This is a genomic window from Lactococcus sp. EKM203L (assembly GCF_011800585.1).
GTDB lineage: Bacteria > Bacillota > Bacilli > Lactobacillales > Streptococcaceae > Lactococcus > Lactococcus lactis.
In genome coordinates this window covers 199745-223559 of sequence record NZ_JAALEQ010000001.1, presented here as the reverse complement: position 1 = coordinate 223559, position 23815 = coordinate 199745, and the positions used below count along the sequence as shown (strand labels likewise).

At 36.1% G+C, this 23815-nt stretch carries 23 protein-coding genes; 2 read left to right on the top strand and 21 right to left on the bottom strand.

Translation table 11 applies throughout. The features are described from left to right. Nucleotides 1-104: 104 nt before the first annotated feature. The 10 genes from HFD15_RS01250 to HFD15_RS01205 form a co-directional block, all read right to left on the bottom strand. A complete protein-coding gene (locus tag HFD15_RS01250) occupies nt 105-2108 on the bottom strand; it encodes an ABC transporter permease (protein WP_033899972.1) in 2004 nt (667 codons plus the stop codon). After that, complete coding sequence (locus tag HFD15_RS01245; RefSeq protein ID WP_012898329.1) at nt 2101-2880, bottom strand: ABC transporter ATP-binding protein; 780 nt, start codon at nt 2878-2880, stop codon at nt 2101-2103. Before HFD15_RS01245 ends, HFD15_RS01250 begins: the two co-directional genes overlap by 8 nt. A gap of 188 nt (nt 2881-3068) precedes the next feature. Then, a complete protein-coding gene (locus HFD15_RS01240; RefSeq protein WP_010906119.1) occupies nt 3069-3428 on the bottom strand; it encodes a YxeA family protein in 360 nt (119 codons plus the stop codon). 118 nt (nt 3429-3546) lie between these two features. Next, the gene (gene aroC / locus HFD15_RS01235; protein WP_023164466.1) at nt 3547-4713 is read right to left on the bottom strand and encodes a chorismate synthase; all 1167 of its coding nucleotides are present in this window, start codon (nt 4711-4713) and stop codon (nt 3547-3549) included. 30 nt (nt 4714-4743) lie between these two features. Then, entirely contained in the window at nt 4744-5340 is a 597-nt protein-coding gene (locus HFD15_RS01230; protein ID WP_023188540.1) for an HAD family hydrolase, read from the bottom strand. Nucleotides 5341-5344: 4 nt separating this feature from the next. Beyond that, a complete protein-coding gene (locus HFD15_RS01225) occupies nt 5345-5944 on the bottom strand; it encodes a DUF1054 family protein (protein WP_167593253.1) in 600 nt (199 codons plus the stop codon). Between the two features lie 111 nt (nt 5945-6055). Then, complete coding sequence (locus tag HFD15_RS01220; protein ID WP_023188539.1) at nt 6056-6979, bottom strand: DMT family transporter; 924 nt, start codon at nt 6977-6979, stop codon at nt 6056-6058. Between the two features lie 110 nt (nt 6980-7089). Next, complete coding sequence (aroB, locus tag HFD15_RS01215) at nt 7090-8160, bottom strand: 3-dehydroquinate synthase (protein WP_003132771.1); 1071 nt, start codon at nt 8158-8160, stop codon at nt 7090-7092. Further along, a complete protein-coding gene (locus HFD15_RS01210; protein ID WP_012898335.1) occupies nt 8157-9017 on the bottom strand; it encodes a shikimate dehydrogenase in 861 nt (286 codons plus the stop codon). Before HFD15_RS01210 ends, aroB begins: the two co-directional genes overlap by 4 nt. Nucleotides 9018-9184: 167 nt before the next feature. Next, a complete protein-coding gene (locus HFD15_RS01205) occupies nt 9185-9841 on the bottom strand; it encodes a VTT domain-containing protein (protein ID WP_003132768.1) in 657 nt (218 codons plus the stop codon). Nucleotides 9842-10221: 380 nt separating this feature from the next. Between HFD15_RS01205 and HFD15_RS01200 the strand changes: the two genes are divergently transcribed. Next, nucleotides 10222-12366 carry an amino acid ABC transporter substrate-binding protein/permease gene (locus HFD15_RS01200; RefSeq protein ID WP_017864907.1) on the top strand — a complete coding sequence of 715 codons (2145 nt, stop codon included), beginning with the start codon at nt 10222-10224 and terminating at the stop codon, nt 12364-12366. A 15-nt stretch (nt 12367-12381) separates the two neighbouring features. After that, nucleotides 12382-13125, top strand: a complete 744-nt coding sequence (locus tag HFD15_RS01195; protein WP_003132766.1) for an amino acid ABC transporter ATP-binding protein — start codon at nt 12382-12384, stop codon at nt 13123-13125. 108 nt (nt 13126-13233) lie between these two features. Here HFD15_RS01195 and HFD15_RS01190 read toward each other — a convergent pair whose 3' ends face one another. The 11 genes from HFD15_RS01190 to HFD15_RS01140 all read right to left on the bottom strand — a co-directional run bounded on the left by HFD15_RS01190 (nt 13234) and on the right by HFD15_RS01140 (nt 23642). Continuing rightward, a complete protein-coding gene (locus HFD15_RS01190) occupies nt 13234-15153 on the bottom strand; it encodes a hypothetical protein (RefSeq protein WP_058208156.1) in 1920 nt (639 codons plus the stop codon). A gap of 21 nt (nt 15154-15174) precedes the next feature. After that, nucleotides 15175-15816, bottom strand: coding sequence for a hypothetical protein (locus tag HFD15_RS01185; protein ID WP_058208157.1), 642 nt, complete (start codon nt 15814-15816; stop codon nt 15175-15177). Nucleotides 15817-15931: 115 nt separating this feature from the next. After that, a complete protein-coding gene (locus HFD15_RS01180; protein ID WP_004255278.1) occupies nt 15932-16357 on the bottom strand; it encodes a F0F1 ATP synthase subunit epsilon in 426 nt (141 codons plus the stop codon). Between the two features lie 184 nt (nt 16358-16541). Continuing rightward, on the bottom strand, nt 16542-17951 hold the full coding sequence (atpD, locus tag HFD15_RS01175) for a F0F1 ATP synthase subunit beta (RefSeq protein ID WP_025016980.1): 1410 nt from the start codon (nt 17949-17951) through the stop codon (nt 16542-16544). A 132-nt stretch (nt 17952-18083) separates the two neighbouring features. Then, nucleotides 18084-18953, bottom strand: a complete 870-nt coding sequence (locus tag HFD15_RS01170; protein WP_025016981.1) for a F0F1 ATP synthase subunit gamma — start codon at nt 18951-18953, stop codon at nt 18084-18086. 15 nt (nt 18954-18968) lie between these two features. Then, the gene (gene atpA / locus HFD15_RS01165) at nt 18969-20471 is read right to left on the bottom strand and encodes a F0F1 ATP synthase subunit alpha (protein WP_004255265.1); all 1503 of its coding nucleotides are present in this window, start codon (nt 20469-20471) and stop codon (nt 18969-18971) included. A 186-nt stretch (nt 20472-20657) separates the two neighbouring features. Beyond that, a complete protein-coding gene (locus tag HFD15_RS01160; RefSeq protein WP_012898339.1) occupies nt 20658-21185 on the bottom strand; it encodes a F0F1 ATP synthase subunit delta in 528 nt (175 codons plus the stop codon). A gap of 1 nt (nt 21186) precedes the next feature. Then, nucleotides 21187-21693, bottom strand: coding sequence for a F0F1 ATP synthase subunit B (gene atpF, locus HFD15_RS01155; protein ID WP_010906128.1), 507 nt, complete (start codon nt 21691-21693; stop codon nt 21187-21189). A gap of 14 nt (nt 21694-21707) precedes the next feature. After that, entirely contained in the window at nt 21708-22421 is a 714-nt protein-coding gene (gene atpB / locus HFD15_RS01150; RefSeq protein ID WP_004255255.1) for a F0F1 ATP synthase subunit A, read from the bottom strand. A 44-nt stretch (nt 22422-22465) separates the two neighbouring features. Continuing rightward, on the bottom strand, nt 22466-22681 hold the full coding sequence (locus tag HFD15_RS01145) for a F0F1 ATP synthase subunit C (protein ID WP_004255250.1): 216 nt from the start codon (nt 22679-22681) through the stop codon (nt 22466-22468). Between the two features lie 184 nt (nt 22682-22865). Beyond that, a complete protein-coding gene (locus tag HFD15_RS01140) occupies nt 22866-23642 on the bottom strand; it encodes an alpha/beta hydrolase family protein (protein WP_058208158.1) in 777 nt (258 codons plus the stop codon). Nucleotides 23643-23815: the final 173 nt, after the last annotated feature.

Genomic DNA, 23815 nt, shown 5'->3' with positions numbered 1-23815 from the left:
TCCTTTTATTATATCAAAAGTAGCTCTCTTTTGTAGCTTTTTCCTTCCCTTGTTTCTTCTATATGGATTTAAACAAAAAAAGAGGCATATTTATGCCTTCTTTTTTATCTTTCAACAATTTTGTAGTAAACACGACTCGTTGCCTTATAGATGAGGTAGTAAATAATTGCAAGGATTGCAATTGTTGCTAAGGAAATAGTAAAAATAACTGAGCGGTCATTAATGTCAAACAACATTATTATTTTTTCAATCATTAAATATGCACCAGCAAAATGGGCGATAGTGATAACTAATGGTAGGAAGAATATCAAACGAACTTGTGATTTGATTGTTTTTTGAACTTCTTCTTTTGAAAGTCCCACTTCCTGTAGAATTTTGAATGAGCGTTTATCTTGTGCCCCTTCTGAGAGTTGCTTGTAGTAGATAATTAATGCAGCTCCAAGAATGAAACTAATTCCTAAAACAAAACCAACAAAGACAAATCCTCCAATTTGAGCGCGCTGATCTTGCAAAGCTTCACTTCTATATGAAATCGATAAATCTTTATTATCTTTAAACTCTTCCTTGAAAGCTTTAGTAAATCTTTTTTCATCAACAGGTTTGATATCAAAGATGATTGATGTTGATGCAAGATTTGAAAATCCTTGATCATCACTAATTGTTTTATTGTAATTAGCGAGTCCTTTATCAAAAGCTTGATTATTAGCAAAGACAATCATCATAACCTTAGAAGAAACCGTTACAACACTGCTTGATGGAAAATCTTTAACAGAATTAAGCGTGTCAGCAACTTGATAAGTCTCTCCATACCATTGAATTGATTTGATCTTACTATCAAATGACGTTTTATTTTTCGATATGTCCACAAGTAAGACTTGATTGTCTTTTAAAGAAGGAATATCTTTATTTCCTAAAGATTTAAGTGTTTGAGCAGTTGTTAAGGTCGCAAAATATGAATTTTTATCAAACATCACTCCTTGCTTATTTGAAGTAATAAATTGATCTTTAGACGACTTGACTCTATCGGCTTGTAAATCTTGAGCATAGTACATATCAGATAGATTTTTGATTTCTATATTTTTGCTAGCTGCGGCACTTTTAATTCGTTCAATGTCTTGTTTTACATCCGTATTATTTGCAACCGAATAAGTCTTTGCTTCTCGGGTATAGTAGGTTTTTACTGAGTTCTCAGTTCCAAGAAAAACACCTAAACTGACAACTACGGTCACAATTGTCATAGATAACAAAATAGTGATATTCCCTAGACCAACAGCATTTGCTTTCATTCGATAAAGCATAGAACTTGTTGTAATGAAATTATTTGGTTTATAGTAACTTGGACGTTTCTTTTTCAATTTAAGGTACCAAACGGTAAAACTAATATAGAAAAGATAAGTACCAAAGATAACAAGTAAAACGGCAATAAAGAATTTCATTATTGCTGCCATTGGGTCTTCAACCGTTAAAGCGATATAGTAACCAGCTCCTAAAAGAATGACTGCGGCAATGGCGAAAAATAAATTTGATTTTGGTTCTTTTTCACCTTTTGACTCTTCTCTTAGAAGATCAAGACTTGAAGAACGCCAGATAATCCAAACTCCGATCATCATTAAAACTAAAAAGAAAACAAAGAAGAGAATGGCAAGTAATAAAATTGCTGTGGGACTGATGACTAGATTAAAATAATTTCCTCCAATCATATTTACAAACACTAAGAAGAGAAATTTTGAAAAAGCAATCCCACAAATCGTTCCAACAATAACCGTAATGATATAGCTTAAGAGTAATTCTAAAAATGCGACTCCTACAATTCTTGTTTTACCAAAGCCAAGAATATCATAAAGTCCAAATTCTTTAGAGCGCTGAGTTTGTAAAAAGCGATAACTATAAACTAAGATAAGAACTGCAAAAATAGATAAAACAATCAATGCAAATCCCATCACTTGTGAAAGAGAACTCCCTCCTTTTAATTTACTAATAGAGGGAGATAAAGCGATTGATGCTGTGACGAAAATCATTACGAACATCGTAACTGAGGCCATTAAAAAAGGTGCAAAACTTTTAAATCCCTTTTTGATGTTATTGGCCGCAAGTTTTAAACTAAGCATTTAAGGACACCTCCTCATCCTCTGATGCTCCCAAGAAAGCAGTCATTGAAAGAGTAATTTCTTTTGCAAATTCAGTTGAGCTTTTTTCACCACGATAAAGTTGATGGTAAAGAACACCGTCTTTTATAAAAAGAACACGTTTCGCATGGCTTGCAGCTAAACTTGAGTGAGTAACCATGATAATGGTTTGACCACTATCATTAATTTCTTCAAAAAGGTTGAGTAAGTCTTCTGAGTTTTTAAAGTCCAAAGCCGCTGTGGGTTCATCGGCAAGAACTAAATCAGGTTGGCTAATCAAGGCACGTGCTACAGCAACCCGCTGTTTTTGTCCTCCTGAAAGTTCAAAAGGTTGTTTTTCTAAGAGATTTTCAATGTTTAGTTTAGGTGCGAGAATTTTTAGTCTACTCTTCATTAATTCTACGCTTGATTTTGATAAAACGAGTGGAAGGTAAATATTGTCTCTGACGTTAAGGGTATCAAGTAAATTGAAATCTTGAAAGACAAAACCGAGATGATCACGTCTAAATGCAGAAATTTCTTTATCTTTAATAGCCGTAATGTCTTCTTTATTTAAGAGTACTTGTCCAGAAGTTGGTTTTTCAAGAGTTGATAGGATATTCAACAAGGTTGTTTTTCCTGAACCAGATTCCCCCATAATGGCAATATATTCGCCTTCTTCTACACCAAAATCAATGTCAACTAGGGCTGTGGTTTCTTCTTTTGAAAATCTTGTTTTAAAAATTTTCTTGAGATGTTTTACTTCGAGTAACATGTTTTTCTCCTATCTTATCTTTCAATTTCGTTCTTTTTATTTATTTTAGTTAAACGTGTTCGCATTGCCTTCATGGAATAAAGGAGGCAAGCGCCCATTAGTGAAGACAAAATAACTGTAATGGTCATTAGCATAATATTAATTTGCAAAAATGTCATGTTCTTTCCTCTTTCTTTCTGAGACTATTTTTATGAGTTATTATTTAATTTCTTAAGGGCTTCTTTAGGAACCTCTGACTTTTTAACTTCTTCCCAAGAGGTTACTCCTTTAACGGAATTAACTGTTAACTTCAGGTAAGCTTCTTTACGGAGATTGTGGTCTGCCATAAATGTAACTCTCTTTTCTTTTCCATCTTTTTGATAGGATTTTATATCATAATCATATTCTTTAAATTTTTTTCCTGAATTATCACTGACTTCTTTTTCTTTTCCGTCTTTTGTGATTTGAACGTAGTAGGTTCCTCCACCATAACTTACTTTGTACCATGCAAAACCTGCTCCACCGACGAGGATGATAAGTGCTATTATTCCAAAAAGTATTTTTTTCATTTTGTTCTCCTTATGTTTTCTTGATAAATTCATTGTAACAAGAAATGTACACCTGAAAACTTACAAATTCGTAAGTTATTTATTTTATAAAAAAAGCCCAAGATAGGCTTTGTTTTTTTTAATATTCTGACAAGCGCTTTTTGTAACTGGCTACAGCGTCTCTTAGTTCATTCATTGTATCTGAATTAAATTTATCACAGATTTCTTGAGCGACTACCGTTGCTACTACATTTTCCATCACAACTCCTGCTGCTGGAAGAGCGGTTGGGTCAGAACGTTCTACACTTGCTTTGTAGGGTTCATGGCTTTCGGTATCAATAGACATCAAGGGTTTATACAATGTTGGAATAGGTTTCATGACTCCACGGACGATGACTTGTTCACCATTTGTCATTCCTCCCTCAAAACCGCCTAACTGATTACTTGAACGAGTGTAGCCTTTATCCTCAGACCAGATGATTTCATCCATCACTTGACTTCCCGGTCGTTTTCCTGCTTCAAATCCAAGTCCAAATTCAACTCCTTTGAAGGCATTGATAGAAACAACCGCAGCAGCAATTTTTGCATCCAACTTTCTGTCATATTGGACATAAGAACCAAGACCTGCCGGAACTCCTTCTACTCTGGTTTCAATTATTCCACCAATTGTATCTCCAGCTTTTTTTATTTGGTCGATGTAATTGCGTAATTCTTCTGCTTGACTCTCATCAAAAATAGACAAATCGCTAAGGCCGGCTGTCTGACGAATCTCTTGAACACTTAAATTTTCTGGACTTGTAATTTCTCGTCCGCCAAAATTTACGACATGATTAGCTATTTCAATTTCTAATTCGTGAAGTAGTTTTTTTGCCACAGCTCCAACCGCAACACGCATTGTTGTTTCACGCGCTGACGAACGTTCTAAAACATTTCGTAAATCTTCAAATTCATATTTCATTCCGCCAACTAAATCGGCATGTCCTGGGCGTGGTTTGGTCAAACGACGTTGCTTTTTAATTTTATCTTCAACATCTTGGGCTGCCATAATCTGTTCCCAATTCTTGAAATCACGGTTTGTAACATTAAGTGTAATCGGGCTACCAATTGTTTTTCCGTGTCGAACGCCTGAAGTAATTTCAACTTGGTCAGACTCAATTTTCATCCGTCCGCCACGACCATAGCCGCCTTGACGACGTTTAAGTTCAATATTAATATCTTCTGCTGACAATGAGAGACCGGCTGGCACTCCTTCAATAATTGCTGTAAGTCTTGGGCCGTGAGATTCTCCCGCTGTAAAATAACGCATTTTATACCTCCATTTTTAGTAACTTTTTACTTATTTCATTTCAAAAATTTGAATAATATCTGTTAATTTATTAATTTGCTGTGAATTTTTTGCTGAAAGAAAATTGATTGATTGAATGCCACTATTATGGGCTGCTTCAATATCAAGGATTCGGTCACCAATATAATAGGTTTCTTCAGGCTTTAATTTATACTTCTCAAGTAAATAATTGATTGCTTCAGGATGAGGTTTTCTTTTAAATCCATTTTCAGAAGTGACTATTTCTAAAAAATAGGGGGAAATTTCCAGCTGATTAAGCAAATCATAAGCATTTTTCCCTTTGTGAGTATAAATGAAATTTTGAATATTTTCTTTTTGAGTCCAATCTAAAATGGCTTTTGCACCAACCATTAATTTAACTTTGTCATTTTTAGCTGTTGAATTTGTCGTGAAATCTTCTTTTATTTCTTGAAAAGGAACGGGTTGTTCTTTTAGTAAAGCATTGACTGACTGACCTTTTATAAAATTATATACTGTTTCTCGGTCAAATGGTAGGTTAAAGTTTGCAAATGATTCGGACAAGGCTTCTAAAAACACCTCATAGCTATCAATTAGTGTTCCATCTAAATCCCAAATAAATGTCGTCATTAGATTAGACCTCCATTAATTTTTGATAAATCGGTAGGAGTTGGTCAATTGTTTCTATCATTTCCGCTAGAATTATTGAGTCCTCTTTGCCGTTAAATCTTTCTTTAGGCCAAACCCGTCCAATTTCCAATTCAGATTTTTTTACTTTTCCTAAGCGTTCAGCGGCTTCTCTAAATGCTGACAGGGGATAAGTTTCTGCTTTTGTATGGTCCTTTGAGATTACGTAATCTTCTGTCAGTAACTTTTCTACTGACAGATTTGTCAGTAAGTTGGCGTATTCTTTTTGCTTTTTAGGCTGGTCTATCATTGATAAATAAATAAAAACGTAATCTTCCCAAATTCCTAATTGAAAATGGGCTTCCATTTTATAACCACGGACTTTTGTGGAAATTGCTGACCAAGTATTTTCAGGCGCATTTGCTGTTCTTCCGCGATGTTGAGCGATGTGAAAGTAAAATTCTTGATTTGGAATTTTTATTGACAGCTCTGTCAGTAACTTTTGACCAATTTCAGAAAAAACAGGTTGAATTTCAGAACGAATCTCAGTCATTCTTGGTTCTAAACCTTCTATTTTAAAAATTTCAAATGATTTTTGAGTAAACATTTTAGAGTGATTATCCTCAATTTTCTAAGTTCTTTTATAGGTATTACTGCTTAGTGAACGCGCAGACGGAAGGCAGTGAGCGTGAAGCCCTGTTCCATATTACTAGCTACTTTATAAAAATTTAATGAATATTATTCCGGTCAGCATAATTAGAATCCCAACAATTTGCCAAATTTGAATGCCATATTTACTTGAGCGCCACCAACCAAATTGTTGAACCAACATACTGCCTAAAATTTGTCCAATCAAGCCCATCATAATTGTCAGCCCTGCACCAATTTGCGGAACAGCAACGACTGTTGCAAAAACAAATGAGGCTCCTAAAAATCCACCAATTCCATTCCAAGGTTTTGCTTTTTTTAATTCTGAAATTTTTGGCAAACGGTGGTCAATAAAAAGAGACACGATAAAAATAGCTAAAAATCCAATGAAGAACGAAACAAAGGCTGCTTGTGCAGTATTTTCAAGTAAAACTCCCAATCGGCCATTAATTGCTTGTTGAGCAGCTGACATTGCCCCAACGATGACCGCCCATATCCGCCAGCCTAGTAAGTTAGTTTGGTTCGTTTCTGCTTCTTTTTCTTTTAAATTAGGAAGAACAACCGCGACAATAACACCAGCTAAAGTAATAATAATTCCCAAAAAGCGCATCAGAGTCATCGGAAGTTGCATGGCATGAAACCAGCCAAATGAATCAATAAGTGTCCCCATCAATATTTGACCCAAAATAGGTAAAATCACTGTTTGGACAGCTCCTAATCTTGGAAAAAGTAAAACATTAGACGTTAGGAAAATCCCACCAAGAACTCCACCAATCCATATCCATGCTGGGTGTGAGCCAACAAATTGAAAACTAGGAAAAAGTGTTTGACTTGTCACTAGAGTGATGATTCCTAAAAAAATCGAACCAACAAAGTTGGAAATTCCAGAGGCTAAAAATGGTGAGCCAACAATTTTTCGTAAATCTGCATTGATTGGATTTTGATTAGCAAGTAAAAAACCGCCAACTAAAGCAAAAGCTAGGTAAATATACATCGTTTCTCCTTTAAATAAGTGTTTTTACAGCTTTTATAAAAGCTGGGAGTTTTTTAATGCTACCACATTTTTGTAATTTTTAGATAGGGTTCCTCTCCGAATAACTCAAGTTATTTTTTGAGATAGTCTTTCATTTCTTCAAAAGTCACTTCATTAATTTTAGCGGTGCCAATTTCAGGAACAATAACGGTTTTGATGATTCTTCCTCGTGCTTTTTTATCATGAGTTAATGCTTTAAACAAAAGCTCTTCATCCCAAGGTTGATATTCGTCAGGTAAACCAAATTTTTTGACCATCTTTCGGATCTGGTCAGTAATCCCTTTGGGCATAAGACCTTTGAGTTCGGCAATTTTACTGATTTGAACCATTCCAATAGCAACTGCTTCTCCATGCATCACTTTGCCATAGCCTGCAGTATTTTCAACAGCATGTCCAATTGTATGACCAAAGTTCAAATAGAGCCGTACACCATTGTCTAATTCATCATCAACAACCACTTTTCGTTTTACTTCACAAGACCGATAGATAATTTCTTCAATCTTATCAAGCTTTTTTACCAAATCATCCGCTGACAAGTCTGTCAGTAAATTCCAGAGGTCTTTGTCAGCAATTAGGGCGCACTTGATGACCTCCCCCAGTCCTTCACGGAATTCTCTTTGACCGAGCGTTTGCAGAACTTCTGGGTCAATTAACACGCCGTCAGGCTGTGTAAAAGTCCCAATCATATTTTTAGCCATTTTGGAATTAATTCCTGTTTTCCCACCAATAGAACTATCCACTTGGGCGGTCAAACTTGTTGGAATTTGTAAGAAATGGATGCCACGCATGTAAGTAGAGGCTACAAAACCAGCTAAATCACCTGTTACTCCACCACCGAGTGCAATAATTCCGTCAGAACGAGTCAATCCAAATTCGGCACAAAAGTTCCAAGCATTTTCGGCTGTCAGTAAATTTTTACTAGCTTCTCCTTCCGGAAATTCAAAAGTTGCCACTTCAAAACCTACTTTTTCAAGTTGGTCAACAACTTTTTGACCATAAAGTCCATTGACATGATTATCAGAAATCAAAACAATTTTTTGCTTCTTCCACAATGAAGAAACCCAAGTTCCAATATTAGCCAAGGCCCCATTTTCGATGATGACATCATAGGGATGTTCTGGTAAATTCACATTTAATTTCATGCTTCTTTCTCCATTTCTAATGTAATTTCTGCAACAGGCATTTTTTTACCTGTCCATAAATAAAAGCTTTCCGCCGCCTGTCCAATGAGCATGCCAAGTCCATTTTCAGTTTGAGCTCCTTGCCCTTTTGCCCAACGTAAAAATGGTGTTTCTCTAACTTTATAAATAGCATCTACCACCAAAAGTTTTTCAGGAAGAACTAAGCTCTTTTCCAGCGGCAAAGATTCTCCATCCATTCCAACTGAGGTTGCATTTACTAATAAGTCGGTCTGTTTCAACTCTTTTTGTAATCTATCAGCTTCAGATAAGTCTGTCAGTAAAATTTCAATCCCTGTTTTTACTGACAGCTTTTCCAACTTCTCTTTTAGCGGAATATATGAGGCCGATTTTCTTGCTGCGACCACAATTTTTTTAGCTCCAGACAAAGCTGCCTGAGCAATAATTGCAATTGCTGCACCCCCTCCACCAAGAATAAGCATTTGTTTATTTTGGATATTGAAATGATATTTTTCTAAACTATTGAAAAATCCTATGCCATCTGTATTGTGTCCAATTAATTTCCCTGATTGATTGACTACTGTATTAACAGCTCCAATTAATTCAGCTGCCGGACTCAATTCATCCATAAATGGAATAATTTCTGTTTTATAAGGCATTGAAATATTAAGTCCATACATGTCCAAAGTACGAACATTATCCACAATAGCTGGCAATTTTTCAGCCTCAACTTCCCATGCTAAATAAACACCATTTTCATTCGTTAAATCAAAAGCCAGATTATGAATAAATGGTGACAAGCTGTGTTTAATTGGGTTTGCTACAACAGCAGCCATACGAGTGTAGCCGTTAATGTTCATAAAAATTCTCCAAAATTACTGATGAAACTACTAATATATCCATAATTGCGCAAGACGCAAAAGGCTCAACTATGCTAGTGTCTTTGTCAGTAAATTCTATTGTCATTGACATATCAATCGATAAAAAAAAGGACTGACAGTTTTGTAAGTCCTATTTTATCATAAAGTTAAGCTTCCTTGCGACTTCCAAGAACGCGTTTCAAAATGCCAATAATTGCCGGTAGTAGTGACACAAAGACAATGGCAATCATGATGATTTCAAAATGTTTTTTAACAAAAGGAATTCCACCAAATAAATAGCCTGCACCTAAGGCAACAATAACCCAAGCAAAACCACCGATGAAGTTAAAGAAAATAAACTTTTTATGTGGCATTTTACCAGCACCAGCTGTAAATGGAACAATCGTCCGAATGATTGGCATGAATCGCCCTAAGAAAATGGCCCAAGAACCCCATTTTTCAAAAAATTGATGAGCTTCTTCCATATATTCTGGTTTTAAGAAGCGAGAAAGCCATTTATGTTTTGGAATGACATCCCCAAATCTTCGACCAATTTCATAATTCAACAGATTAGCAATGAAGGCAATAATCCCCATCACCAAAATCAATAAGCCAATAGATAATTTTCCGTTTGACATTGCTGCCAAAGAACCAACAAAAAATAAAATGGAATCCCCAGGCAAGAAGGGGAAAATCACTAATCCTGTTTCAATAAAAATAATCGCCCCTAAAACAACATATATCCAAATATGACCATTAGGCATCTGGGCAAAATTAGCCATCCAGTCATTAAAGAAACCAAAAATCGAAAGTTGTACAAACATAATATTCCTTTTCAAAAGTTAAAAATTCTTACAATAGTTTTGTTTACTTAAATAGAATACATCCATAAAGAATTCATTCAAGCACTCGTTCAATTTTACAACAAAAAGGGCCTTTTGACAATAACAACTTTCTTATAATTTATCAGAGAAATCTCAAAACTAATGGTCAAACAATGTCAGAAAACCTAACATCAGCTTGCTTATAAGCAACTTTTGTGGTATAATTTTTCCAGAATAAAATAAACTGAGCTTAGCTCCTAATAAATATAGGAAACTAAAAGAATGTTATTCCAACACTTATTTAGAAGAACATTTTTTTAATTTTCATTTTTTTATATTTAAAAGAAGACAAGCTCAAATCTCATATTCGAGGAGACAAAATGAAGAAATTATTTTTCGCTCTGGCAATGATGCTTGCCACTGTTACAGCTTTCCTAGTCGCACCTTCGGTTAAGGCCGAGACAACTGTAAAAATTGCATCCGATAGCTCATACGCTCCATTTGAATTTCAAAATGGTCAGAAAAAATGGGTAGGGATTGATGTTGATATCATGCAAGAAGTTGCTAAAATCAATGACTGGAAATTAGAAATGTCATATCCTGGTTTTGATGCAGCTCTCCAAAACCTTAAAGCTGGACAAGTAGATGGTGTAATTGCAGGAATGACAATCACTGATGAACGTAAAGAGACTTTTGATTTTTCAAATCCTTACTATACATCAGCATTAACCATTGCTACAACTAAAGACTCTAAACTTTCTGATTACAGTGATCTTAAAGGTAAAGCAGTTGGAGCAAAAAATGGGACTGCTGCACAAACATGGCTTCAAGAAAATCAAAAGAAATATGGTTACACAATCAAAACCTATTCTGACGGTGTTCATATGTTTGCCGCTCTAAGCTCTGGTAATATTGCTGGAGCAATGGACGAAGTTCCAGTTATTTCTTACGCTATGAAACAAGGGCAAGATTTAGCAATGAACTTCCCATCAATCTCCCTTCCAGGAGGCTATGGTTTTGCCGTAATGAAAGGCAAAAATTCAACGCTCGTCGATGGTTTCAATAAAGCACTCGCTGAAATGAAATCAAACGGAGATTATGATAAAATCCTCAAAAAGTATGGGATTACTGCCACTAAAAAAGCAACACCTAAAAAAGATGTTTACACCATTGCTTCAGATAATAGCTTCGCTCCATTTGAATTCCAAAATGATGATAAACAATTCACTGGTATCGACGTTGACTTGCTTAACGCTATTGCTAAAAACCAAGGTTTCAAACTAAAATGGAATTTCATTGGTTTCCAAGCAGCTGTTGACTCTGTTCAATCTGGACATGCTGACGGAATGATGTCAGGAATGTCAATCACTGATGCTCGTAAACAAGTTTTCGATTATGGTAGTCCTTACTATTCTTCAAACTTAACTATTGCCACATCAAGTACAGATGACTCTATCAAGTCATGGAAAGACCTTAAAGGTAAAACACTTGGTGCTAAAAACGGAACTGCTTCTTTTGATTATCTTAATGCCCATGCAAAAGAATATGGCTACACTGTAAAAACTTTCACTGATGCAACAACCATGTATTCATCATTGAATAACGGTTCTATCAATGCTCTAATGGATGACGAACCCGTCATTAAATACGCCATTAAACAAGGGCAAAAATTTGCCACTCCAATTAAACCAATTCCTGATGGACAATATGGATTTGCTGTTAAAAAAGGAAGCAATCCAGAGTTGATTGAAATGTTTAACAATGGTTTAGCAAATCTCCGTGCCAATGGTGAATATGATAAAATCATTGATAAATATTTAGCGAGTGATGCTAAAACAATCCAATCAAGTGCAAAAGAAAATACTTTCTTTGGTATTTTACAAAATAACTGGGAACAAATTGGCCGTGGTCTACTCGTTACTCTTGAACTTGCCATTCTCTCATTTATCTTAGCAATGATCGTCGGAATTATCTTTGGACTCTTCTCAGTAGCTCCAAGCAAGATTCTACGTACAATTGCACGCATCTATGTTGACCTTAACCGTTCAATTCCGCTCTTAGTATTAACAATCTTTATCTTCTACGGAATTCCTAACCTGTTACAAATCATTACGGGTCATCAATCACCACTTAATGAATTTACAGCGGGTGTTATCGCCCTTACTTTGAACTCTTCTGCTTATATTGCAGAAATCGTTCGTTCTGGTGTTCAAGCTGTACCTTCTGGACAAATGGAAGCCAGTCGTTCACTCGGTGTGACTTACCTGACATCAATGCGCAAGGTTATCTTACCTCAAGCCATTAAAATTACAATCCCTAGTTTGATTAACCAATTCATCATCACATTGAAAGATACAACATTAGTTTCAGTTATCGGACTTGTTGAATTGCTCCAAACAGGTCAAATTATCGTGGCACGTAACTTCCAAGCCTTCCGTGTTTATGGATTAATTGGTTTAGTTTACATGATTGTCCTCCTCTTCTTGATGTGGATTGGACGTCGCGTAGAAAAAAGAATGAAATAAGGAGAACATACTAATATGGGAATCAATACTCAAATCGAAGTCACTGATCTTCACAAATCTTTTGGAAAAAACGAAGTTCTAAAAGGAATTACAACAAAATTTGAAAAAGGTGATGTAGTCTGCATCATTGGCCCTTCAGGTTCTGGAAAATCAACTTTTCTTAGAGCTTTAAATGGGCTTGAAACAGCTACTTCTGGCGATATTATTATTGACGGATTTAACCTTACTGATAAAAATACAAATCTTAATCTTGTTCGTCAAAACGTTGGAATGGTTTTCCAACATTTCAATCTTTTCCCAAATATGACTGTGATGCAAAATATTACTTATGCTCCAGTTGAACTGAAAAAGATGTCAAAAGATGATGCAGATAAAAAAGCAATTCAACTTCTTGAAACAGTTGGCTTGTTAGATAAAAAAGATGCAATGCCTGAAATGCTTTCAGGAGGTCAAAAACAACGTGTTGCTATCGCCCGTGCCCTCGCAATGAATCCTGACGTTATGCTCTTTGACGAGCCAACCTCAGCACTTGACCCTGAAATGGTTGGTGATGTTCTAGCCGTTATGCAAAAATTGGCCGAAGAAGGAATGACAATGCTTATTGTTACTCACGAAATGGGCTTTGCACGTAAAGTTGCTAACCGTGTAATCTTTACGGATGGTGGAGTTATCTTGGAAGATGGTACACCAGAAGAACTCTTTGATAGCCCAAAACATCCCCGTTTACAAGACTTCTTATCAAAAGTTTTGAATGCATAAAATAGAAAAATCCCATTAAAATTTAAATGGGATTTTTTTATTTATTCATACTCTATTTTATTATAAATACAAGTGTTTTTGAAAAAATAAAAACCAGAGCTCTGGTTTTTATTTTTTTACTATTTTAAAAAATTTATAAAACTTATTAAATCCTGTAATTGTTCCAATAGCAACTACACCGCCAGCAAATATTCCAGCTGTTCCTGCCACTTGTATTTCCAAATTATGAGCTGACACGTTTGGATATTTAGACTGCTCGTTATTTATTGCTACAACAGATGATTGAGGCATTTGGGAAATCTCTGTAGGCATTTTTAAAGGCAGTTTAAGTGGTGAATCAATCTCTTTGTTTACTTCTTTGAAGGTATCATTTGATTCACTATTAGGTTTCTCGTTTTTATGAATTGCTTCTTTTTTTATAGTCTCTTGTTCCTGTGGTTGATCTACTGTTGTTGAATCCTTGCTAGTTTGTTTACCTTGTTCATTTTTTCTTTCTGCTGTAGAACTCTGCTTACTTGAATTGTTATCACTTGTGGTAGGTACAACAACTTTTGAAACGATGAGTGTAAAGTGCAACTCTTGATTTTTATATTTCTCACCTGAGATTGCATCTTTTAAAGTAGCATATTGCTGACCATCAGTTGTCACTACTTTCGAAATATAGTAATTGTCCGGTAAATTAGGGAGTTCAGGCATAATAACTGCTTCATTTATCTCACCTTCAGTATCATTAATTGTTGGCAGTAAAATCGACTGGTCTACCACATCAGAACTATATTGATAATTAAAATGTGCTTTTCCAATAGGAAGCTTCTTATAAGTAACATTAATTACATTATTTTCCGAATCATTATTTGCCACAACTAAAGGAGGGGCAGACACAAAAATATACCCGGGTATTTCTGGCGTAAGGAAAGAAAAGGTATTTATATCAACAATATCCCTGAGCTGTTTACCTAACACCTTAATTGTATCTCCCACATTAGCTTTTATAATGGAAGGGGAAAAATTTGTTATTGGTTGGTTGGTATCTTGATCAAGATAGTTAACCTGAACACTCTGCGTTCCTTTATAAGCATTAAACTCATCTTCTGTACTCGAATAGGTCAAACGTCCAAAATTACCTCCAGTCGAGCCAATTATTCCCAGTGACATTGAACGAGCAACTGTTATTTTTTCCGAAAGAGTTGTAGCTTTCCCCCTATTTTCTGACGAGATTGTATATGTTAATTCCCCTGTTACATTCTTATCATTAGTAAGTGTGCTACTTGGCTGCCAGTCTATTTTCATATTTTCAGTAATTGTACTTCCAGTATTTGGAACTGAAGTGGTTGGATAAGCCTGTTTAATTAACTCCCCCAAATTATTTGTCTGACGAATTGAAACATTGTTAGATGCCGCGTTTTCTGTACCAGATCCGTCTAAATCTACATCAGAGTTTTGATATAGATCTCTACCCATGAAGATTGAATCTGACAGGCCACCAATACCCAAATACTTTCCAACAACATTTGAAGTCCCATCGGCAGCTAAATTTGATTTCAAATTATTTGCAATAAAATCTGTAGATTTTGGTGTTAAGATAAATCCTAGAGAATCACCAGCAGCAAAAGGGTCTGTACTAGAATTAGCTTGTAATGAAAAATTACCCGAAAAGCTGACTTTCTGAGTCATATCAATCGCACCATTAAATAAAGCATATCCAGCAGATTTAGACTTATTATTTACTAAATTCACTGAAAAGGTAGACGTTTCTACAGTCTCAGCTGACCCTATATTTGTCCATAACGCCGAATTCTGATTCGACTGCGGAGGATAGATATGGTTTCCAGTATCAAAACTCTGATCTGGAACTAGCTGAGAAATTGTAGTATCTGCCTGAACACTCTTGTAGAAAGCATCATTTAAAAAATGGAATGACAGTGAATAAGTGAAAATTATTATAAAAAGAATCAATTTTGAACAAAAATTAATTTTCTTTATTAAATAAGAAGTTGTTAACTTAAAATATTTGTCGTTATTGTTCAAACTTAATTCCTTTCTTATAAATTACTGTAATTGACTTTCACTCACTAACTGCCTTGATTTAAGAAGAGCACTCTTTTCATTCATAATTAAATCACGAACTTGCAAATCTTGAGATTCTAATTCTAATAAGTTAATCGCTTCTGATAAATTCTTAACTTCTTTATCTTCTATACATCCGATGATATAATTCAAGCTTCGCGAATTAAGATATTTTTCTGGTAGTTGAGGCACCTCTAAAATTTCTTCTTTTAGAATCTGGTTTATTTTTTTTATAATTTCATTTTCTTTTTTTTGATATTTTTTCAAAAATAATCTTTTACCCATTCTTTTCCCTAAAGGAAAATAGTCTCTCATCCATAACCATTGGGAGCCTATACGTATACCATTACCTAACACCAGGGCAACAAAACTGATTGAGAACATTCTTACAAAAACTTCTGTGGCACCTGTTTTTGCTGCTACTCTCCCAAACATACCAGATTTTTCGGTCATAAACCAAACAATTAAAATCGAAGAAATGAGAAATCCTAGAAAAATTGCTTGCCACTCAACCTGACGGGCGACTCGTCGTTCATAATTTTGTTTCAGCTCATCTGAACTTTGCAAAAGTTCTTCTAGCTTTGTTAGTACATCCAATAGCTGATGACAATAATCAAGAATCACGTTGCCCCTCTCTAATTTGCAGTATTTTATTTAAAGAACTCCATCAATTTTAACATGTTTGTCTTTATTTTGCAATCTTATTCCCTTAAAATAAAAAAACACCCGTAGGTGCTTTTTATCTATGAGACGAAACATTCAACCGGTTAAGCGCTCGGTGGAGTGCTACTTCCGCTCTATTTATTTCATCTGATTTCTTCTCAGCTTTAGCAACTTCAAGTGCTTTTTCAGCTCGAATTTTTGCACGTTCCGCACGTGATACATCAATATCACGATTACGTTCTGCAGAGTCTGCAACAATTGTTACAAGACTATCTTTTATTTCGATAATTCCACCATTTACTGCAATATAATCAACATGTGTTTCATCATCTGGACGACGAACTTTAAGTTCATCAATTTCAAGTCCAGCAATCGTTGAAATCATATTTGGCAAAATACCAATTTCACCATTCGTAGTTCGAGCAGTAATGTAATTTGCATGGTGATCGTAAATCATACCAGCAGGGGTAATTACTTGAAGTGTCATGACGTTTTCAGACATTCGATTCCTCCAATTTTTTCTATGAAAATTTAAATTACAAAGATAAAAAATACTTTTCTAAAAACAAAACTCTAACAGTCACTCAAATTTTACAATTCAATCAACTTTTACTGACAGAATTTTTTGTCAGTAATTTTTTTAGTCAATAGAGTATTTTCACTTTCTCAATTCATCAGAAATCGAATTAATAACCCATTGATTTTGCTTTTTCGAGTACATCTTCAATTGGACCTACACCACGGAAAGCATCTTCAGGGACTTCGTCATATTTACCTTCCAAAATTTCTTTGAAGTCATGAACAGTTTTGTCAATTGGTACATATGAACCAGGTTGACCAGTAAATTGTTCCGCAACGTGGAAGTTTTGTGAAAGGAAGAATTGGATACGACGTGCACGTCCAACGAGAATTTTTTCATCGTCAGACAATTCATCCATACCAAGAATGGCAATAATATCTTGCAATTCTTTATAACGTTGGAGGACACGTTGAACTTCCATTGCCACTTCATAGTGTTCTTCACCAACAATTTCAGGTGTAAGCGCACGTGATGATGAAGCAAGTGGGTCAACGGCTGGATAAATACCCATTTGTGTCAAACGACGTTCCAAGTTAGTTGTTGCATCCAAGTGAGCGAAGGCTGTAGCTGGCGCTGGGTCAGTATAGTCATCGGCAGGGACATAAATCGCTTGGATAGATGTAACAGAACCCTTCTTAGTAGAAGTGATACGTTCTTGCAATTGCCCCATTTCAGTAGCAAGTGTTGGTTGGTAACCAACGGCAGAAGGCATACGTCCCAAAAGGGCAGAAACTTCTGAACCAGCTTGTGTGAAACGGAAGATGTTGTCAATGAAAAGCAATACGTCTTGACCTTGAACATCACGGAAATATTCCGCAATTGTCAAACCAGTAAGGGCAACACGCATACGTGCTCCTGGTGGTTCATTCATTTGACCAAAGACCATGGCAGTTTTTTCAATAACGCCTGATTCTTTCATTTCCCAGTAAAGGTCATTCCCTTCACGAGTACGTTCCCCAACACCAGTAAACACAGAAATACCTCCGTGTTCTTGGGCGATGTTGTGAATCAATTCTTGAATAAGGACGGTTTTACCAACTCCGGCACCACCGAAAAGTCCGACTTTACCACCTTTAAGATAAGGTGCAAGCAAATCGACAACTTTAATCCCAGTTACGAGAACTTCGTTTGCAGTTGACAATTCGTCAAATGTTGGAGCTTTTTTATGGATAGGATTACGTTCTGCATCAGTAGCAAATTCTTCCCCACCGTCAATAACATCACCAAGGACGTTAAAAACACGACCAAGAGTAGCTTCCCCAACAGGAACGCTGACTGCTTTACCTGTATCAAGGACTTCAAGTCCACGAGTCAAGCCATCAGTAGATTCCATAGCGATTGTACGAACTGCACCATCACCAAGTTCCAAAGCAACTTCAAGAGTAATTTTTGTTTTTAGGCCATTGACATCTTTGTAGACAATCAAGGCATTGTTAATCTCAGGCAATTTGGCATCAGAACCAAATTCCACGTCAACGACGGGACCGATAATCTGAGTAATTTTACCAGAACTCAATGTTTTTCCTCCTGTTTTTATTTTCTGTCAAAGAACAGAATTTCTATTCATTTTTATGTTTGTCAGTAAAAATTTTACTGACAAAAACAATTAAGATTCAAAGCCATCACTGACAGAATTCCTATCAGTAAATTAAAGCGCTGAGGCTCCTGCAACGATTTCCGTAATTTCTTGCGTAATCGATGCTTGACGAGCACGGTTGTATTGAATAGTCAAATCATTGATAACAGAGTGAGCATTATCAGTTGCAGTACGCATTGCTGTCATACCTGCAGCATGTTCTGCTGTCTTAGCATCAACGATTGAACCATAAATCATACTTTCAGCGTATTGTGGCAACAATTGGTTTAAGATTGTTTCACGATCTGGTTCTAATTCAAATGTTTCAAGAGATGGTTTTTGTTGACCTGATTCTTCAAAAGAAATAGGCAACATTTTTTCCATACGTGCATCACTTACCAATGAGTTCACATGATGATTATAGCAAACATAGAGTTCATCGAATTCTTCTGCTTGATATTCAGTTACCGCTTCTGTAACAATCGCTCTAACTTCTTCAAAAGTTGGTTGGTCTGAAAGACCACGAAGGACATAAGAAACTTTAACATTGCGTGCTTTGAAGAAATCTGCTCCAGTACCGCCAAGTGCAAGAATAGTATATTCACTTTCATTAGCATGACGTTTACGGATAGTATTCATGACAGATTTCAAAATATTTGAATTATAGCCACCGACAAGTCCACGATCCGAAGTAATTACAAGATAGCCAGTTTTTTTAACTTCTCGTTTTATCATCATCGGATTTTTTGCAGGCTCATTGTCAGAGGAAACCAAGTCAGTTGTAATCTTACGAACTTTTTCAGCATAAATTTGAAATGCTTTGGCATGAGATTCAGCTTTTTGAAGTTTCGCAGCGGAAACCATTTGCATGGCTCCAGTTATTTGACTTGTTTTCTTCGTTGAGGCAATCTTAGTTTTTATTTCATTAAGTGAAGCTCCCATTAGTTAGCCTCCTTATTAATAATTCGTTGTATTTTTGAATGCTTTAATTGCTTCGTCGAGTTTTGCTTCTTCTGGCAAATCTTTAGTTTCAGTAATCACGTTCAAGAGTTCTGCATAATTTGCATCGAAGAAATCGAACATTTTTGTTTCAAAATCAAGAACATCATCAACTGGAACATCATCAAGATGACCATGAGTCAATGCATAAAGAATTAAAACTTGTTTTTCTACAGCCAATGGTTTGTGCAATGGTTGTTTCAAAACTTCAACGGTACGACGACCACGATTCAATTTTGCTTGAGTCGCTTCATCAAGATCAGAACCAAATTGAGTAAAGGCTTCAAGTTCACGGAATGACGCAAGGTCAAGACGCAAAGTACCAGCAACTTTCTTCATGGCTTTGATTTGTGCAGCACCACCAACCCGAGAAACTGAAGAACCAGCATCGATGGCAGGACGTACACCTGAATAGAATAAGTCATTTTCAAGGAAAATTTGACCGTCAGTAATAGAGATAACGTTTGTTGCAATATAAGCTGAGATATCTCCGGCTTGTGTTTCAATGAATGGCAGTGCAGTCATTGAACCACCACCAAGATCGTCAGATAATTTGGCAGCACGTTCCAAAAGACGTGAATGTAAGTAGAATACGTCACCTGGGTATGCTTCACGACCTGGTGGACGGCGGAGCAAGAGTGAAAGTTCACGATAAGCAACCGCTTGTTTTGATAAATCATCATAAACAACTAAGACGTGTTTACCGTTGTACATGAATTCTTCACCCATTGCAGCTCCAGCATAAGGAGCGATGTAAAGAAGTGGTGAAGGTTGAGAAGCTGACGCAGTTACGACGATTGTATAATCCATCGCACCGAGTTTGCGGAGCGTTTCAACTTGTGTACGAACAGTTGATTCTTTTTGTCCAATCGCAACGTAGATACAGATCATATCTTGACCCTTTTGGTTCAAGATTGCATCAATAGCGACTGATGTTTTACCTGTTTGACGGTCTCCGATAATCAATTCACGTTGTCCGCGTCCAATTGGAACGAGGGCATCAATCGCTTTAAGACCAGTTTGCAATGGTTCAGAGACTGATTTACGTTGCATAACACCAGGAGCTTTTGCTTCAACAGGACGAGTTTTACCAGTATTAAGTTCTCCAAGTCCATCAACAGGTTGTCCAAGTGGATTTACAACACGTCCGATGAGTTCTTCACCAACTTGGATTTCCATGATTTTACCTGTACGTTTTACAGTGTCACCTTCACGAATTGAGAGGAAATCACCAAGTACGATAATACCAACGTCTGTCGCATCCAAGTTTTGCGCCATACCAAGGACACCATTTGAAAACTCAACAAGCTCACCGCTCATCGCATTTTCAAGGCCATAGGCACGGGCGATACCGTCACCAACATAGGTAACGACACCAGTTTCAGCAACTTCAAAATCTGGTGTGAAATTTTCAATTTGTTTTTTAATCAGTGAGCTGATTTCATTAGCTTTAATTGCCAAAAATATGCTCCCTTCTAGAAATTTTTACTAGTTCAAGGCTATTTAGCTTTAAACTGCAGTTATACCGTTTGAGCATGATAGGTAAGATTTGAAATCACCTTTATATGTTCTCAAAAGTTTAACAGTATGAGTTTGAAAAATTTTCCACTGAGTTTTGAGCAGAGAAAGAAAATTTTTCTATCCTGATTAGAGGATTTCAGCGGCGATTTTAGCCAATTGTGTTTTTAGTGAGGCGTCAATAATTTTTCCACGAGAATTCACAATGAATCCACCGAGAATTTTTTCATTGACTGTGTTAATTACTGTTACTTCATTTAGGTCAAATTTTGCTTTCGCCATAGCTGTAAATTTTTCAATCTGAGCATTTGTCAAAGCAATGCTTGAAACCACCTCAACGTCAGCAATCTTAAACATATCATCTGCTGCATTTTTAGTTTCATCAAGTATTTCACCCAAATCTCCTAAACGACCATTTGAACGAACGGTATTAAGGAAATTTGACATTACTTCTGAAGAAGTTTGAAGTAAAGTATCAATCAATTCAGATTTTGCAGAGAATGAATAAACTTCGCTACTTAAAAAAGCAGCCAAGTTATCTTCTTTGAAAAGTTGAATCATTTCGCTAACTTCAGAAAGAATTGCTTCAAGTTGTCCTTTTTCTTGGGCAACTTCTAGTAAAGCTTTACTGTATTTTTGTGAATTTACTTTTGTCATCTTATTCTCCTAACTTAGCGAGATAAGAGTCGATTAATTCCTGTTGTGCAGAAGCATCTAATGATTGTCCAATAAGCTTTTCAGCAATTTGAACTGAGATGTCCGCAACATCGCCTTTAACTGTGTTAAGAGCTTCTTTGCGTTCTTGCTCGATATCTTCTTGCGCACGTTTTTTCAAACTAGTTGCTTCTTCATTTGCTGTTGCAAGTACTTTCGCACGGTTTTGTGAGGCAGTATCGTTTGCAACTTGAATGATGTTAGCAGCTTCTTCTTTTGAACCTGCAAGTTCTGCTTGACGTTGTTTAACCAAGTCAGCAGCTTGTTTGTTGTTCGCTTCTGCTGCATCGATATCATCAGATATTTTTTTCGCACGACTTGCAAAAACACTAGTAATTGCATTCCATGCAAAGAGGCGCAACAATACCAATAAGATAATAAATGCACCAGATACAACGATGATGTTACCGAGAACGGTATTCGGAGCAGCTTCTAATAATAATGTTGACAATTTCTACTCCTTTCTTAATGTTCTGCTATAATTTTGTGGCTAATGTACAAGTTTGTCAAAAGGACAAAGACATAAGCTTGGAGGGCTGAAATGAAAAGTGAAAAGCCAATCCATGCAACTTCAAGAATCCACGCAACTGGAAGCATCCACATGGTTGATTGAATCATACCGGCGATAAGACCAAGCATGATTTCACCCGCGAAGATATTCCCATAAAGCCGTAAACCAAGTGAAAGTGCATTTGTAAATTCTTCCAGAATATTCATTGGAAGAAGACCTTTCGGATCTTTCCAGAAGGCAACTTTGAGGTAACCTTTAAAACCGAATTTTTGTACACCCAGTGTATTTGACATTACAACAACAAGTAGTGCAAGAGTCAAATCGACTGTTGGATTTGCAGTTGGTGATTTCCAAAGGGAAACATCACCTGGCGTACTAATTTTGGTTACTAGCCCAATGCAGTTGGCAATAAGAAGGAAAGAAAAGAGGGTAAAGTTCATGAGCGCAAAGCGTGGTGCTTCATGAGGGCCGACGTTATCTTTGGAAACTCCATTGACAAAATCAACAACCCACTCAAGAACATTTTGTTTACCTTTGGGTTTGAGCTGCATATTGCGACTCGCCCAGAATACCAGACCGAACACAATGAGGACAGTCACAAAAGTCATTACTGTGATTGTTCCATCAAATGGAATTGGCCCAATATTAAAGGTCCATGTTGATTCCATACCTGTTCTTCCTTTCTGTTTTTAAAATTTTGTTGAGAAAAATTTTAACGGAAAAGGAATGCCATAGCAAGGGCGATGAAGAATGTACCTTCGACGAAGGCAATACCCATGAACATTGAACCACGAAGTTTTCCTTCAAGTTCTGGTTGGCGTGCAACGGCTTGGAGGAAGTTTGAAACGATAAGTCCATCACCGATAGCGGCTCCGAGTGCTGCAAGACCGATAGCAATTGCTCCAAGAGCGGCAAGTGTAATTGTCATTATAGACCTCTTTCTATATTGCGATTTCGCAAATTTATTTTACTAAGAAATTCTACTACTATTCGTAGTTTTTGTCAAAGACAAGCATGAGAATTTCATCATTTCTCTCATTTTTGTCTTTGTAAGCGTTTGATAGACAAAATTTTTAAATTTTGTACTGAATAAACAGAGAAAATTTTTTAGATTAGCTCAAGCGTTCTTCTTGTTTATAATTTATTGGGAGCCATTTTAATACAGATTCGATTTTTTGGGTCCAATAATACCATTCATGAACGCCATCTGAGCTTTCATAAGTAATATCGAAACCTAGTTTTTTCAACTCGGCTGTCGCGTATTCATTTCCTGGAAAAAGAAAATCTTGTTTCCCACACCAAGCATAAAGTTTGGGTTTGTTTTCTTGTTTTCTATCTGCCAAAGATAAAATTTCATTATCTGACCCTTTAAAAGTTTCCCAATTTCCAAAAATTCCTCCCCAGTAAGCTGGATTTTCTTTGAAATTTTCTTCCATTCCATCAAAAGTCAAAACGCCAGACAAACTAGCCGCATAACTAAAATGGTCAGTTCCTAATGCGAGACGATAAGCTCCATATCCTCCCATTGATAAACCAGCGATAAAGTTTTTTTCTCTTTTTGTGGATAGATTTGGGAAAAAATTGTTAATTACTTTGGGAAGTTCATGAGCAATCGCATCAAAATAATTCATACCATATGTGGTGTTCACATAAAAACCAAGATCCGTTGAGGGCATGACAATTGCTAAATTAGTATGCCGAATCAATCGTTCAATTCCTGAACGAATTATCCAAGAATTCTCGTTTCCGCTCATTCCATGCAAAAGATAAAGCACCGGAATATCTGTTTGGGTAAAATCTTCCACTTTACTTGATTCAGGATAAATAACATTAACTTTTCGATTCATCCCAAGAACTTCTGAATAGTATTCGATATTAATTACTGCCATAAAATATCTCCTTAATAAATTTATGTTGTTGTCATTTGTTGACAACTCTCTACCTATTAAAAGTGGATTTTCTTCAATCCCTTAATTTTGAAATTTCCTTTCTCTTTTATTCTGACCTTCTTTCACTTTTTTTCAAAGTGTGCGCTGTGAAGTCATTACTCCATTTTATTTTT

Coding starts and splice junctions, on each gene's coding strand:
- HFD15_RS01250 (WP_033899972.1), bottom strand. CDS start 2,108: ATGCTTAGTTTAAAACTTGCGGCCAATAACATCAAAAAGGGATTTAAA.
- HFD15_RS01245 (WP_012898329.1), bottom strand. CDS start 2,880: ATGTTACTCGAAGTAAAACATCTCAAGAAAATTTTTAAAACAAGATTT.
- HFD15_RS01240 (WP_010906119.1), bottom strand. CDS start 3,428: ATGAAAAAAATACTTTTTGGAATAATAGCACTTATCATCCTCGTCGGT.
- aroC (WP_023164466.1), bottom strand. CDS start 4,713: ATGCGTTATTTTACAGCGGGAGAATCTCACGGCCCAAGACTTACAGCA.
- HFD15_RS01230 (WP_023188540.1), bottom strand. CDS start 5,340: ATGACGACATTTATTTGGGATTTAGATGGAACACTAATTGATAGCTAT.
- HFD15_RS01225 (WP_167593253.1), bottom strand. CDS start 5,944: ATGTTTACTCAAAAATCATTTGAAATTTTTAAAATAGAAGGTTTAGAA.
- HFD15_RS01220 (WP_023188539.1), bottom strand. CDS start 6,979: ATGTATATTTACCTAGCTTTTGCTTTAGTTGGCGGTTTTTTACTTGCT.
- aroB (WP_003132771.1), bottom strand. CDS start 8,160: ATGAAATTAAATGTGAATTTACCAGAACATCCCTATGATGTCATCATC.
- HFD15_RS01210 (WP_012898335.1), bottom strand. CDS start 9,017: ATGAACATTAACGGCTACACTCGTATGGCTGCTGTTGTAGCAAACCCA.
- HFD15_RS01205 (WP_003132768.1), bottom strand. CDS start 9,841: ATGTTTGTACAACTTTCGATTTTTGGTTTCTTTAATGACTGGATGGCT.
- HFD15_RS01200 (WP_017864907.1), top strand. CDS start 10,222: ATGAAGAAATTATTTTTCGCTCTGGCAATGATGCTTGCCACTGTTACA.
- HFD15_RS01195 (WP_003132766.1), top strand. CDS start 12,382: ATGGGAATCAATACTCAAATCGAAGTCACTGATCTTCACAAATCTTTT.
- HFD15_RS01180 (WP_004255278.1), bottom strand. CDS start 16,357: ATGTCTGAAAACGTCATGACACTTCAAGTAATTACCCCTGCTGGTATG.
- HFD15_RS01170 (WP_025016981.1), bottom strand. CDS start 18,953: ATGGGAGCTTCACTTAATGAAATAAAAACTAAGATTGCCTCAACGAAG.
- HFD15_RS01160 (WP_012898339.1), bottom strand. CDS start 21,185: ATGACAAAAGTAAATTCACAAAAATACAGTAAAGCTTTACTAGAAGTT.
- atpB (WP_004255255.1), bottom strand. CDS start 22,421: ATGGAATCAACATGGACCTTTAATATTGGGCCAATTCCATTTGATGGA.
- HFD15_RS01145 (WP_004255250.1), bottom strand. CDS start 22,681: ATGACAATTACACTTGCCGCTCTTGGAGCAATTGCTATCGGTCTTGCA.
- HFD15_RS01140 (WP_058208158.1), bottom strand. CDS start 23,642: ATGGCAGTAATTAATATCGAATACTATTCAGAAGTTCTTGGGATGAAT.